The 13,365-nt window shown below is 72.9% G+C and carries 14 protein-coding genes; 7 read left to right on the top strand and 7 right to left on the bottom strand.

The annotated features are described in order from the left end of the window. Positions 1-276: 276 nt before the first annotated feature. Complete coding sequence (locus OG310_RS25000; protein WP_329458103.1) at positions 277-951, top strand: HAD-IA family hydrolase; 675 nt, start codon at positions 277-279, stop codon at positions 949-951. 103 nt (positions 952-1,054) lie between these two features. Here OG310_RS25000 and OG310_RS24995 read toward each other — a convergent pair whose 3' ends face one another. Next, positions 1,055-1,639, bottom strand: coding sequence for a TMEM165/GDT1 family protein (locus OG310_RS24995; protein ID WP_329458102.1), 585 nt, complete (start codon positions 1,637-1,639; stop codon positions 1,055-1,057). A 530-nt stretch (positions 1,640-2,169) separates the two neighbouring features. On the opposite strand from OG310_RS24995, the gene OG310_RS24990 reads away from it, so the two are divergent. Then, positions 2,170-2,799, top strand: coding sequence for an HNH endonuclease family protein (locus OG310_RS24990; protein ID WP_329460365.1), 630 nt, complete (start codon positions 2,170-2,172; stop codon positions 2,797-2,799). A 429-nt stretch (positions 2,800-3,228) separates the two neighbouring features. Here OG310_RS24990 and OG310_RS24985 read toward each other — a convergent pair whose 3' ends face one another. From OG310_RS24985 to OG310_RS24970, 4 genes are all read right to left on the bottom strand, one after another. Beyond that, positions 3,229-3,618, bottom strand: a complete 390-nt coding sequence (locus tag OG310_RS24985; protein WP_329458101.1) for a peptidase M23 — start codon at positions 3,616-3,618, stop codon at positions 3,229-3,231. A gap of 108 nt (positions 3,619-3,726) precedes the next feature. Next, on the bottom strand, positions 3,727-4,308 hold the full coding sequence (locus tag OG310_RS24980) for a hypothetical protein (RefSeq protein WP_329458100.1): 582 nt from the start codon (positions 4,306-4,308) through the stop codon (positions 3,727-3,729). Next, positions 4,305-4,835 (bottom strand): RNA polymerase sigma factor, encoded by a 531-nt coding sequence (locus OG310_RS24975; protein ID WP_329458099.1) that lies wholly within the window; start codon positions 4,833-4,835, stop codon positions 4,305-4,307. Before OG310_RS24975 ends, OG310_RS24980 begins: the two co-directional genes overlap by 4 nt. A 62-nt stretch (positions 4,836-4,897) precedes the next feature. Further along, positions 4,898-5,410, bottom strand: coding sequence for a TIGR03668 family PPOX class F420-dependent oxidoreductase (locus OG310_RS24970; RefSeq protein WP_329458098.1), 513 nt, complete (start codon positions 5,408-5,410; stop codon positions 4,898-4,900). A 153-nt stretch (positions 5,411-5,563) separates the two neighbouring features. On the opposite strand from OG310_RS24970, the gene OG310_RS24965 reads away from it, so the two are divergent. Next, positions 5,564-7,270 (top strand): alkaline phosphatase D family protein, encoded by a 1,707-nt coding sequence (locus OG310_RS24965; RefSeq protein WP_329458097.1) that lies wholly within the window; start codon positions 5,564-5,566, stop codon positions 7,268-7,270. A gap of 458 nt (positions 7,271-7,728) precedes the next feature. Beyond that, positions 7,729-8,460 carry a DedA family protein gene (locus tag OG310_RS24960; RefSeq protein ID WP_329458096.1) on the top strand — a complete coding sequence of 244 codons (732 nt, stop codon included), beginning with the start codon at positions 7,729-7,731 and terminating at the stop codon, positions 8,458-8,460. Between the two features lie 18 nt (positions 8,461-8,478). On the opposite strand, the gene OG310_RS24955 is transcribed toward OG310_RS24960, so the two are convergent. Together OG310_RS24955 and OG310_RS24950 are read right to left on the bottom strand one after the other, a co-directional pair. Beyond that, positions 8,479-8,736, bottom strand: a complete 258-nt coding sequence (locus OG310_RS24955) for a DUF2277 family protein (protein ID WP_329458095.1) — start codon at positions 8,734-8,736, stop codon at positions 8,479-8,481. A gap of 32 nt (positions 8,737-8,768) precedes the next feature. Beyond that, a complete protein-coding gene (locus tag OG310_RS24950; RefSeq protein ID WP_329458094.1) occupies positions 8,769-9,872 on the bottom strand; it encodes a LacI family DNA-binding transcriptional regulator in 1,104 nt (367 codons plus the stop codon). A gap of 150 nt (positions 9,873-10,022) precedes the next feature. On the opposite strand from OG310_RS24950, the gene OG310_RS24945 reads away from it, so the two are divergent. The 3 genes from OG310_RS24945 to OG310_RS24935 are packed head-to-tail and all read left to right on the top strand — an operon-like array spanning position 10,023 to position 13,365. After that, the gene (locus OG310_RS24945) at positions 10,023-11,459 is read left to right on the top strand and encodes an ABC transporter substrate-binding protein (protein ID WP_329458093.1); all 1,437 of its coding nucleotides are present in this window, start codon (positions 10,023-10,025) and stop codon (positions 11,457-11,459) included. Positions 11,460-11,479: 20 nt separating this feature from the next. Next, on the top strand, positions 11,480-12,466 hold the full coding sequence (locus tag OG310_RS24940; protein WP_329458092.1) for a carbohydrate ABC transporter permease: 987 nt from the start codon (positions 11,480-11,482) through the stop codon (positions 12,464-12,466). Further along, the gene (locus OG310_RS24935; RefSeq protein WP_329458091.1) at positions 12,463-13,365 is read left to right on the top strand and encodes a carbohydrate ABC transporter permease; all 903 of its coding nucleotides are present in this window, start codon (positions 12,463-12,465) and stop codon (positions 13,363-13,365) included. Before OG310_RS24940 ends, OG310_RS24935 begins: the two co-directional genes overlap by 4 nt.

Genomic DNA, 13,365 nt, shown 5'->3' with positions numbered 1-13,365 from the left:
GAGCGCAACACCGGGGTCGCCGCACCGGGCCGGCCCGCGCGCGCGTCCCGGGGTGAGCACCGTCACGCCGTGTCCACGCGGGCCGGCGCCCGTTCCCCGGCGTTCATCTCCGGGGAGTGGCGCCGCGGGCCCTCCCGTTTGTACAGTGAGGAAACAAAGTGGTTCCGCCCGTATCTCCCTGACCGACGGGCGGGACCGCTTCTGTCGCGCCACTGCTTCCCGCGGGCCCCCGCAGGCGCCCGGGCCCGCTTCCGTCCCACCGTTGGAGCCCCCCGCATGCAGGCCACCACCTCCGAGACCGTCCTCACCTGCCGGGCCCTGCTGCTCGACATGGACGGCACCCTCGTCAACTCCGACGCCGTGGTGGAACGCGTCTGGCGGGCCTGGGCCGAACGCCACGGCCTCAAGGGCGACGCCATCATGGGGGTCGTCCACGGCAGGCAGGGCTACGCCACAATGGCCGCGCTGCTGCCCGAGAGGCCGATGGCGGAGAACTACGCGGAGAACGAGCGGATGCTCGCGCAGGAGACCGCCGACACCGAGGGCGTCGTCCCCGTGCCCGGCGCCGCCGCCTTCCTCGCCGCCCTCACCGGCCTGCCCCACGCGCTCGTCACCTCGGCCGACTCCGCACTCGCGACCGCCAGGATGGGCGCGGCCTCACTGCCGCTGCCCGCCGCGCGGATCACGGCGGAGGATGTCAGCGCCAGCAAGCCCGACCCGGAGGGCTTCCTCAAGGGCGCCGCCCGACTGGGCTTCGCCCCCGAGGACTGTGTGGCGTTCGAGGACTCCGACGCGGGCATCGCCGCCGCCCGCGCGGCGGGTATGCGCGTGGTCGGGGTGGGTCCCCGGGCCGCCGCGCTCGCGCCGACGGCGCACGTGCGCGACCTGACACAGGTGGCCGTGGAGCCGGACGCGGCGACGGGCTCCCTCACCCTGCGCTTCACGGCCTGACACCCGGCCCGGCACCCGACCCGACGCGGAACAAGGGCGGGCGCGCACCCTGATCGGGGTGTGCGCCCGCCCTTGTCCGTGCGGGTCCTCGCCGGACGCTCGCTCAGCCGGCGATCGCCTCGTACAGGCTGAAGCCCGCCAGCGCCAGCATCACCACTGCGGCGATCTTGGTGATCAGCCGCAGCGGCACGTGCTTCATCAGCGTCCTGCCGCCGAGGATGCCGAGGCCGCCGACCGCCCACAGGCCGAGGACGGCGCCGATGCCGACGGAGACGGGACTGTCGTAGCGGGCCGCCAGGTTGGCGGTCATGATCTGGGTCAGGTCGCCGAACTCGGCGACCAGGATGAGCATGAAGCCGGCCCCCGAGACCTTCCAGAAAGACTGGTCGGCGGGCGGCTTGACCTCCTCGTCCTCGTCCTCCCCCTTCTTGAACAGCAGGATCGCGGCGCCCGCCAGGAACAGGACGCCCACCACCCCCTGCACGAGCCGGTGGGGCAGCAGGGTCAGGACACTGCCGGCTGCGATGGCGAGCGCGACGTGGACGGCGAAGGCCGCCGCCACGCCCACGAACACGTACGAGGCCCGGTAGCGGGTCCCCAGCATCAGGCCGGCGAGAGCAGTCTTGTCCGGCAGTTCGGCAAGGAAGATCACGCCGAAGACGATCGCCATGACGGTGAAACTGATCACTGGTCGTTTTCCTCAATCGGTCGGTCGCACCGCGCCGAGAGGCGAACCGCACAAAGGGTCGACACGTCGGCACGGCAGCGTCGTCGGACCCCCGGCATACGCGCCGGTGGTGTGTCTACGAATCACTGCGGCCGAAGGTCTCGCTGACGCACCGGGTTACCGGTCGTCTCCGGGCGCCGGCCAGGTCAGGGACGGATCCCTGGGCCCAGCAGTATGTCGACGGTCCGGCGTAGAGCTACTCCCCTTCTGCATCCGCCACCCTACGTCACCGCCCGGGGCACCGGTACGGCCGAGGGGTCCCGGGTGGCACGGATCACGCAGGCCCTCTTGTCCTGACGTGAACACGACCCCAAGCTGTCATCCGGCGACCGCTTCGCGGACACCCCACTTCGCCACGCTGGTACCGGAGTTGTCCTTCGCACCCCCACCGAGGGAGTACGCACATGCCGCAGGTCTACGCGCGTCACACGAATCCCGCCCGTCCCGCTGCCCGCACCGAGCCCTCCCGGACCCGGCCCCTCGGGCTCCTGATGTCCCGCGGCGGCCTCGCCGCGGCCGCCGCGGCGCTCGCGGCCGCCGCCGGGCTGCTCACGGCCCCCGCGGCGCAGGCCGCCCCGCCCACCCCGGTGGCCGCGTCCACGGCGCGCACCTACCTGAGTGAGCTGACGGTCAAGACCGAGGGCTCCACCAGCGGCTACAGCCGCGACAAGTTCCCGCACTGGATCACCCAGTCCGGTACGTGCGACACCCGCGAGGTGGTGCTCAAGCGCGACGGCACGGGCGTGACGACCGACTCCGCCTGCGCCCCGACCGCGGGGTCCTGGCACTCGGCCTACGACGGCGCCACCTGGACGGCGGCGTCGGACGTGGACATCGACCACGTGGTCCCGCTCGCCGAGGCCTGGCAGTCCGGCGCCAGCAGCTGGACCACGGCCCAGCGGCAGGCGTTCGCCAACGACCTGACGCGCCCGCAGCTGATCGCGGTCACGGACAACGTCAACGAGTCGAAGGGCGACCGCGACCCGGCCGAGTGGCTGCCGCCGACCGCCTCGTACCACTGCACGTACGCGCGGATGTACGTGCAGGTCAAGCACTACTACGACCTGTCCGTCGACTCGGCTGAGAAGACGGCGCTCCAGGGGATCCTGAACGGCTGCTGAGCAGGCGGGACGCCGGGAGAGCCGGGCGGGCGGCCCGGGCCGAAGCAGGCGGGCCGCCCGGGCCGAAGCAGGCGGGCCGCCCGGGCCGAAGCAGGCGGGCCGCCCGGGGGCCGGCCGCACCGGCCCCGGGCGGCCTTCAACAGCCGCTGCTGAGACACCGTTCATGGCACGCCCCTTCGGCACCCCCGTGGTCGAAGAGGCGCGCCACCACCCGGTGCGCCACCACCCGGTGCGTCACCGCTCGGGCGGGGAGGCGGACGACGCCGGCCCCCGACGAGGTCCGGCGCCTTCCCCCTGGCCGCCCGGCGGCCCGAGGGCCGGGACGGTCCCGTTCACCCGGTGCGAACCGGCACCCGGCCGCACGGATGCGGCCGGGGACGCGAGCGCCCGGAGGTCACCCGGGTCCCGCGCGACGCCGGCGGCGCCGGATCAGCAGTCCGGTACGCCCGCGATCTTCGCGCCGCCCTTGATGAACACGTTGCTCATGTACAACGCGTCGCTGCCGCTGGGCAGTTCGACCAGCGACCACCAACTGCTCGTCCCCTGCGGCTCGGTGACCGTGTCGCCGGGGGTCTGACAGATGTCGATCAGCGTGCCGGGCCCGAACTCGGCCGGCGAGGGCGCGGAGACGTGCGGCCCGTTGTGCAGCCGCACATTGCTCGCCCAGACCGTGACCGGCACACCGGGATCGGCCTGGGACGGACTCGCGGAGGCCGAGGCGGCCGGTACCAGCAGCGCCGCCGCACAGGCGACGGCCGCGGCGGTGAGAACCGCCGTCCTGCGCGGGCGGGCCGGCGGGTGGCCGAAGGGACGGATCATGGGAACCCCGTTTCTGTCGTGCGGGCCGTACGGCCCGGTCGCGCGGTACACGTCAGGGCCGGGCCTCCCGTATGACACCCCGCCATGTGGCGTGCGTCACACACATCCTCACACGCAGTCGGGGACCGCGCCCGCGTCACGCGTGCGCACCCCGGGCAGCCACCCCGTCAGGCCGCCCGGCCCGCGCACCCGGTACCAGCGGGCGGACGCGTGGCCCGCCTCGTCCCGTACGGCCGTGCCCTCCACGGCGCAGCTCGCCGTCAGCCGGTCGCCGTTCCAGACCGCGCCCGCGCGGTTGTCCGGCGCCGCGTAGCGGGCGTGCGGGTCCACGGCGACCCGCAGCGCGCAGTCGGCCGTGCGGGGCCCCTGGCAGGAGCGCTCCACGTTGTAGACGGTGATCGTCACCGGTGTGGACCCGGCCGGCGGCACGGGCCCGCGCGCGCCGTCCGGCCGTACGAGCAGCCACGACCCGAAGGCGACCACGACGACCACCACGGCCGCCACCCCGGCGAGGACGGCCGGCCGGGCCGCGAACCGGCGGCGCGGGGGCGCCGGATCGGGCGCCTCGCGCACCCGCTCCCACAGGCCGCGCGGGACGGTGATCGCGCCGTCCACGGCGCGCAGCCGCTCGCCCAGCGACGCCGCCGGGCGCCCCTCCTCGCCGGAGCCGTGCACCTCGGGCGCGGTCATGACGGCCCGCCCTCCGCGTCCGCCCGGGTCAGTTCGGCGCGCAGCGCGCCGAGCGCTCGGGTCCGGTGCCGCGCGGCGGTACCCCGGTGCACCCGCATGATCCGGGCCGCCTGGTCGAGGGTGTAGCCGTCGAGGTCCATGAGGATCACCACGGCCGCCTGCCGCGCGGAGAGGCCGCCGAGCAGCCGGACCGCCTCCAACTCGCCGTGCCGCTGCTCCAGTCCGCCGTCCCAGCCGCCGGCGCCCCGGTCGCCGACGGTGTCGGGCGCGTCGGTCGGCACCTGCCGCGTCTCCTTCCTGCGCGCGTCGTGCACGGCACTGAGCATGGCCCTGAAGGCATAGGCGTACGGCTCGGGATGGCCCAGCAGCTTCTCCGGCCGCGCCACCAGTTTGAGGTACGCCTCGTGCACCGCGTCCTCCGCCGCCTGGCGGGTGCCGGCGAGCATGACGGCTCTGCGGTACAGCCGGGGCAGCAGACCGCAGAACAGGGTGTCGAACGGGCTCTCGCCCGTCGCGTCGGGGGCCATCGCCCGCCATGATTCCCGGTGCGCCGTAAGGGCGTTGCCGACCCGCGGCGCCTCCACAAGACCTACCCGACCGGATCGGTGTACGCCCAGCCGCTGACGCGTTCCACCTCGATGAGGATCACCGGCCCCTCAGGTCGCCGCTCCGCGTACTGCGGGTACTTGGCCGCCAGCCGCTCCAGCGCCCCGGCCCGCTCGGCGGTGCCGGCTCCGGTCCCGCCACCACCGGCCCGGGCCGCGCCCTCGCCGTCGCCCTCGCCGTCGCCCTCGCCCTCGCCCGCCAGCACCCGCGCCGTCCCGTCGGCCCGTGCCCACCACAGCCGGGCCCAGTCCTCGCTGTACTCGTCGGCCAGGACGCACACCGCGGGCCGCGCCTCGATGTTGCGCAGGCGCCGCAGGTTCCGGTGGCGCTTGGGCTTGTGGTCGACGGCGATGGCGATCCGGTCGCCGTGCGGGCCCTCGTACCACGCGAAGGTGGCGGGCACCAGGTGGGGCGCCCCGTCCGGGCCCACCGTGGCGAGCCGGAGCACCCGTGCCGCGCGAAGCCTGCGTGCCGCCTCTTCGTCGGTGAGTCGCATGGGGCCCATTCGTACCGTGTCCGGGCCCCGGTCCGGGAGAAGTCAGGGTCGCGCCCGGGCGATGTCGGGGCCCCGCCGGGCGCTCGGGGGCCCGCCGTGGGGCAGGAGGCAGGGTGTCCGTACCGTACGGGCGAACTGAAGGAGGCTGCTGGAATGACCGAGCTTCGGCTGGGGCCCGTGCTGCGGCACGTCGCGTGGGACGGATCGGGAACGGCGACCGTATGGGTGGAGGCCGGCGCGGCGAGCACCGCCGAAGTCCGGTGCGCGGACGGGGCGTCGGGGTCGGCACCGACGTTCGAGGTGGCGGGCCACCACTACGCGCTGGTACAGGTCGACGGGCTGACGCCCGGCACGTCCACCGCCTACGAGGTCCGGCTCGACGGGGAAGCCGTGTGGCCGCGCGAGGGCGCGGGCTTCCCGCCGAGCACGATACGCACGCCCGGCCCGGGTGATGCGGACACGCCCGGCACCGGGGAGGCCAGCGCCCTGACGCGGGCACGGGTCGCGTTCGGCTCCTGCCGGTGGGCCCGGCCCGCCAAGGACGGGCCCGACCCGATCGGCCCCGACGCCCTGGACACCCTGGCGCTCCGGCTCGCCGCCGCCGACGAGTCGGAGCGCCCTGACGTCCTGCTGCTCGTCGGCGACCAGGTGTACGCGGACGAGACCTCACCGGACACCCAGAAGTGGCTGCGCGGCCGCCGGGACCTGTCGCGCCCCCCGGGCACGCAGGTCGCCGACTACGAGGAGTACTCCCACCTCTATGACGAGTCGTGGGGCGACCCGGAGGTGCGGTGGCTGCTGTCGACCGTGCCCAGCTGCATGGTCTTCGACGACCACGACGTCATAGACGACTGGAACACGAGCGACGCCTGGCTCACCGAGATGCGCGCGACGAACTGGTGGGACGAGCGCATCGTGAGCGGCCTGATGTCGTACTGGGTCTACCAGCACCTGGGCAACCTCGCGCCGGCCGAACTGGAGCGCGACGAGCTGTACGCGGCGGTGCGTCACAGCAGCGACGCGACGTCCCTGGTACGGGAGTTCGCGCGGCGCGCGGACCGCGATCCGGCGTGCGCGCGGTGGAGTTACCGGCGTGACTTCGGCCGCACGCGACTGCTGGTGGTGGACTCGCGGGCCGCGCGTGTCCTGGCCGAGGACCGGCGGGCCATGGTCGACGAGGAGGAGACGCGGTGGGTGCGGGAGCAGGCACTCGACGCTCCCGGCTCCTACGACCACCTGCTGCTCGGCACCTCGCTGCCCTGGCTGCTTCCCCCGATGATCCATGACCTGGAGAGCTGGGACTCGGTGCTGTGCGGCGGCGGGCGGGGACCGCGCTGGGCGCGGCTCGGCGAGCGGCTGCGGCGGCGGGCCGACCTGGAGCACTGGGCCGCGTTCCCGCGTTCCTTCGAGGAGCTCACGGACCTGATAGCGGAGGTCGGCAGCGCCGAGCGGGCGCCCGCCACGGTCTGCGTGCTCTCGGGCGACGTGCACCACGCGTACATCGCGGAGGCCGCGTGGCCCGAAGGCCGGCCGGCCGCACCGGTCACCGCACGGGTGACGCAGCTGACGTGCTCACCCGTGCACAACTCCGTCCCGGGCTACATGAAGGTCACCTTCCGGGTGGGCTGGGCCGGTCTCGGCCGGTGGATCGGGCGGGCTCTGCGGTGGCACGGCCGGCTCGGCCCCGCCCCCGTGGCATGGAATCGGACGGGCGGGCCCTGGTTCGGCAACCAGCTGATGACGCTGACGCTGGACGGTCGCCGCGCGGATCTGCGCCTGGACCAGAGCCGGGCGCGGCAGGACGGGACCGCACACCTGGTGACGGTGGACGAGCGGACGCTGACGAGCGGCGGTCGCTGAGCGCCGGGACGCACCGGGTCCCCGGCCGGGGCCGGCCCCTCCCAGCACGGCGGGACCGGCCCCGCCGCATGGGTGCCGCGCCGGTCTCCGGCGGTCACTGACCGCCGGAGACCGGCCGAAGAGGGAGGCCGGGGCCCGCGCGGGGCGGCGCGCCGGCCGCCTGCCTCACCTCTCCCGGCCGGCCCATCGGTCACACCTGGCGACCGGTCGCGAGCGCCGCGTGACGCTCCGTCACCCGCGAGTCCCCCGGGGGAGCGCTTGTTGAACGGCGAACATCTCGAAGTGGACAACATCACGCACGGCGCGCGACCGGCCCACAGCAAGCGGGCGTACGCTGTATAGCTGGTAGGCCGGTTTCCTCGCTCCCCCGCGACGACGGGCGGCCGCGCATCAGGGCGCACACCACGCGGCACATCGGACGGCGTCCGAGGACGAGACGGAATCGGGGACCGGGCACCGTGCTGGAGAGTCTTGGGTCGCTTGCGAGCAGCCCGTGGATCTACGCCGTCGTGGCGCTCTCCGTCCTGCTCGACGTGTTCCTGCCCGTCCTGCCGAGCGGCGTGATCGTCGTGACGGCGGCCACCGCGACGGCGACGGCCGCGACCTCCACCACGGTGGCGCACGCCGCCGACAGGATGTCGAACACGGGCCGGCTCCCGCACGAGATCCCTTCCCTGCTGCTGCTCGGCCTCTGCGCCACCACCGCGTCCGTGCTCGGCGATCTGGTCGCCTTCAGCATCGCGCGCAGCGGCAGCGCCAGACTCACCTCCGCCATCACCCGCTCCCGCCGCCTCACCAAGGCCCACGAGAGCCTCGGCAGGGCACTCGCCGCGGGCGGTGGCGTCCTGGTCGTCGTCGCGCGGTTCGCACCCGCGGGCCGCTCGGTGATGTCGTTCGGCGCGGGCGCCTCGCAGCGCAGGACGAAGGACTTCCTCCCCTGGTCGGCGCTCGCCGGTGCCGCCTGGACGGTGTACAGCGTCGGTCTCGGCTACTTCGGCGGCCAGTGGCTCGGCGCGAGCTGGGTCGGCACGGTGCTCTCCGTGCTGGCGCTGTTCGGCGCGGGCGGCGTGGCCGCGTACGTCGTACGCCGCCCGAGGGCGGCCGCGGGCGCGGTGGCGCCGGTCGAACTGATCGGCTGCGACCCGGCGCAGGCCCCCGCCCCGGAGGCCGTGGCCACCCAGGCCGCCTAGGCCTTTCGGCGGGCGGGTTCAGCGCCTCGCCGCCGCCGGCTCCCCGGCTTCGGCGCGGGGCGCTGCGGCTCCCCGTACCTCCAGGTCCGCCAGGAGCCTCGCCGTGGAGGCGGCGATCTCCGCGACGGCCCGGTCGAAGACCTCGCGGTTGTGCGCGGCCGGGGCCCGGAAGCCGGACACCTTGCGGACGTACTGGAGCGCGGCGGCCGTGATCTCCTCCTCGGTGGCCTCTTCGGGGAGCGCGGGTGGACGGAGGGTCTTGATGCTGCGGCACATGCCTCCAGTGTGCCGCGCGGTGACCGCCTGGGTCAGCGGCCCGGCCCGGCCGGTTCCGGCCGGGCCGCGGGCGCGCGGGTGCTGTCCCGTACGACGAGGCGGGTGCCCAGCTCGATCCGGGTCTCGGGGCCGGCCTGGTCGGCGCGGGCGTCGGAGCGGCCCGCGCCCCGCTCGTCCGTGCGCCCCGCGGCGCGCTCCGCGCGCAGCCGCAGGAGCATCTGCGCCGCCTCCTCCGCCATCCGTACGAGCGGCTGGTTGACGGTGGTCAGCGCGGGGCTGGACCACTGCGCGAGCGGGATGTCGTCGTAGCCGACGACGGACAGGTCCTGGGGGACCTGGAGGCCCAGCACGCGCGCCGCCTCCAGCACCCCGAGCGCCTGCAGGTCACTGCCCGCGAAGATCGCCGTGGGGCGGTCGGGCCCGCGCAGCAGGTCGAGGGCGTGCTCCCGCCCGGACGCGACATGGAAGTCCCCGTACCGTACGAGCGCGGGGTCGGGAGTCAGGCCGGCCATGCCGAGCGCGGAGCGGAATCCGTCGAGCCGGGCGAGCGAGCAGAGCATGTCCTCGGGACCGGTGATCACGGCGATCCTGCGGTGGCCGAGGTCGACGAGGTGGCGGGTCGCGGCGAGGCCGCCGGCCCAGTTGGCCGAGCCGACCGAGGGGACGTCGGGCTCGGGGTCGCCGGCCGGGTCGACGATGACGAACGGGATGGCACGCGACCAGAGCTTCTTCTTCAGCTCGTCCGGCAGGGTCGAGAACACCAGGACCACTCCGAGGGGGCGGCGGCGCAGCACGCCCTCGACCCAGTCGGCACCGGGTGAGTGGCGGGTGCCGGTCTCGGTGAGCACGACGCTCATGCCGTTGCGCTGGGCGATGTTCTGCACGCCTCTGATCAGCTGCATCGACCAGATGCTGTCCAGTTCGTGGAAGACGATCTCCAGGAGCGGGGCCTCGGGCGGTGTCGGCGAGGACCGCCGGTAGCCGTGTTCGTCGAGCAGCTCCTCGACCTTGATGCGCGTGGGGGCCGAGACGTCGGGCCGCCCATTGAGCACCTTCGAAACTGTCGAGAGCGAGACTCCGGCCTGCGTCGCCACCTGGGCCAGCGTGGTTTTGCCCGCGCTCCTGTCATCTGCCATGGCTGAAGGATAGAGCAAGGCCGTTGGGTAACAGTTTGATTGCGCAGCGCTTCTTCGCAGGGTGGGCTGTTGACGGCATCGCACCCCAACTCTACGGTCGCGACCCATAGAGCTTTCGGTAATCTTGCCGACACTTTCGAAGGGGACGCGATGCGGATATCGATGCGGATGTCGCGGGGATCGACGCCGGCGGCGGGGCGGGCCGCGACGTCGGGGGCGAAGCGGGGAGCGGAACGGACGCGAACAGCGGTGGAGACCGCGTCGCAGCGGACCCCGGGCAGCGCGGCGCCGCCACGGGTCCGGCTCGTACGCACCGTCGCCTGCGGCGGCGCCGCCCTCCTGCTCGGCACGTCGCTGACCGCGTGCGACAGCGGCTCCGACGCGAGCGGAGCCAAGGAGTTCCACGTCCTCGTCTACGGCGACGCGGGCAACACGGTCGAGAAGCAGATCGTGGCCGAGTTCAACAAGACGTCGAAGGTGAAGGCCGTCCTCGACACGATCCCCGGCGCCGACTACCAGACGAAGCTCCAGACCATCATCAACACGCCGCAGGCGCCCGACGTCTTCTACAACTGGGGCGGCGGCTCCATCAAGCCGTTCGTCAAGGCCGGGCTGCTGATGCCGCTCGACGACGTCTTCACGAACGACCCGACGATCGGCGACCACTTCCTGCCGTCGGTCTACAACACCGCGAAGATCGACGGGAAGGCGTACGGCATCCCGATGCGCGGGACCCAGCCCGTCCTGCTGTTCAGCAACAAGAAGGTCCTCGCGAACGCGGGTGTCACGCAGCCCAAGACGTGGGACGAGCTGCTGGCCTCGGTGAAGAAGCTCAAGGCGAAGGGCGTCACCCCGATCGCTCTCGGCGGCGGCGACAAGTGGCCGACCATGATGTGGTACGAGTACCTCTACGACCGGATCGCGGGCCCCGGCCTCTTCGAGAAGGCCGTGGCGGGCGACAAGAGCGCGTGGTCGAGCCCCGACAGCAAGAAGGCGCTGTCCATGGTGCGGCAGCTGGTGGACGCGGGGGCGTTCGGCAGCAACTTCGACTCCGTGAAGTGGACCGGCGGCGGCTCGGCCCAGCTCCTCGCGTCCGGCAAGGCCGGGTTCGAGTTGATGGGGTCGTGGGAGTACTCCACGCAGAAGCAGGCGAGCCCCGGCTTCGCGGCCAAGGACCTCGGATACACCACCTTCCCGAGCGTGCAGGGCGGCAAGGGTGATCCGAACGACCTCGTCGGCAACACCAACAACTTCTACTCCGTCATGAAGAAGACGAAGCAGCCGGCGGCCGTCGCCAAGTTCCTGAAGCTCATGTACTCCGAGGAGTTCATCAAGGCGCAGCTGTCGATCGGCAACCTGCCCACCACGACGAACACCAGCACGTTCCTCGGCACCAGCTCCGACCCGGCGTACGCGAAGTACCAGCTGGACCTGGTCTCCAAGGCGCCGTCCTTCCAGATCTCCTGGGACCAGACCTACCCGCCGTCGCAGATGACGCCGATCTACCAGGCCATCCAGGAGTTCACCGACGGCAAGAGCGACGCCGACGGCTTCATCAAGGCCATGCAGGCCCTGGACGCGAGCTGACGGGCGGGGACGGAAGAGACATGACGTCCGCAGCCTCCCCCGCCGGCACGACGCCGGCGGGCCCGCCCCCCACGGCCGCGCCCCCGGCGCCGCCGGCCGGGGCGGTCCGCGCCCGCGCCCGCCGCGGCGCCCGGGGCGCGGCCCGGCCCGGCATCCTCTGGGCACTGCCCGCTGTGGTGTTCTTCGGCCTGTTCGCGCTGGTCCCGCTGGTGCTGGTGGCCGTGCTCTCGTTCACCAGCTGGACCGGGCTCGGCTCGCCGTCCTTCGCGGGGCTCGCCAACTGGACCAAGCTGTTCCACGACCCGGTGATGATCCAGAGCCTGTGGCTCAGCGTGCTGCTCACCGGGCTCGGTGTGCTGGTGCAGACGCCCCTGTCGATCCTGATCGGGGTGTGGGCGGCCGGCCGCCAGCGCGGGCGGGCCGTACTCTCCGCGATCTTCTTCATCCCGCTGCTGCTGTCGGTGACGGCGGTCTCGGTGCTCTGGCGGGCGCTGCTGGACCCGAACTTCGGGGTTCCCGCGCAGGCCCACTGGCTGTTCGGGGACGGCAACCTGCTCGGGTCCCGCACCGGCGCGATCGGTGTGCTGGTGTTCGTCAGCGCCTGGCAGTACACGCCGCTGCACTCGCTCATCTACCAGGGCGCGACCCGGGCGATCCCGGCGGTGCTCTACCAGGCCGCGGCGATCGACGGGGCGGGCCGGATACGGCAGTTCCTCCACGTCACGCTGCCGCAGCTGCGCAACGCGGTCGTCACGTCGGTGATCCTCATGATCGTCGGCGGCCTCACGACCTTCGACTCCGTGCTGATCCTCACCGAGGGCGGGCCGGGGACCGACACCACCATCACGGCGTACTACATGTACGACAAGGCGTTCAAGAGCTTCGACTACGGCACGGGCGCGGCGGTCGCGCTGCTGCTCGTGGTGGTGGCGACGGCCATCTCGCTGGTCGTGGTGCGGCTGTCGGGCTACGACCGGATGGCGGGCACACAGGAGGGGCTGTCATGACCACAGTGGTACGTCCTTCCCCGGCGGACGGGAGGAACGCCTCGCGCACGACACGGCGCGCGGCGACGACCGGGACCGCCGTCGGCGTACGCCCCAACTACCTCGCGGGTATCGGCGCGTTCCTGTGGCTGTGCGTGGTGGGGCTGCCGGTCTACGTGATGCTCGGCGCGACGGTGCGCACCAGGCCGGACTACACGGCGGGCGGCCCGCTGTCGCTGCCCGGCACGTTCTCGTTCCACAACTTCGTGCGGGACTTCCAGGGCGGTTTCGGCCGCTATTTCCTCAACACCATCACGGTCACCGCGAGCGTCGTGGCGATCGTGCTGCTGCTCGTGCCGCCGCTGGCCTTCGCGATCGTCCGCAACCGGGGCCGGGCGACGTCCACCGTCTTCCGGATGTTCCTGCTGGGACTCGCGGTGCCCGCGCAGGCGGTGATCGTGCCGATGTTCTACCTGATCAGCAAGGCAGGGCTCTACGACAACCTGATCGGGGTGATCCTGCCGACCGCCGCCTTCTGCCTGCCGGTGTGCGCGCTGATCCTCACCGGCACCATGCGGGACATCGGCGGCGAGCTGTTCGAGGCGATGGCCATCGACGGAGCCGACACCAAGCGGGTCTTCTTCCAGCTCGTGGTGCCGCTGTCCAAGGGCGGCCTGTCGACGATCGTGGTCTTCTCCGCGCTGCAGGCATGGAACGGCTTCCTCTTCCCGCTGGTGCTGACCCAGTCCGAGAACTCCAAGGTGCTCACCCTCGGGCTGTACAACTTCCAGACCCAGTACGGGGTGGACATCCCCGCGCTGCTCGCCGCCGTGGTGCTGTCCACCGTGCCCGTCCTGCTCATCTACCTGTTCGCCCGCAGAGCGCTCGTCCAGGGCCTCATGGGAGTCGGAGGAAAGTGA

This window comes from Streptomyces sp. NBC_01497, assembly GCF_036250695.1.
Taxonomy (GTDB): domain Bacteria; phylum Actinomycetota; class Actinomycetes; order Streptomycetales; family Streptomycetaceae; genus Streptomyces.
The sequence above is the reverse complement of the archived record's forward strand: the minus strand, read 5'-3'. Positions and strand labels throughout refer to the sequence as shown.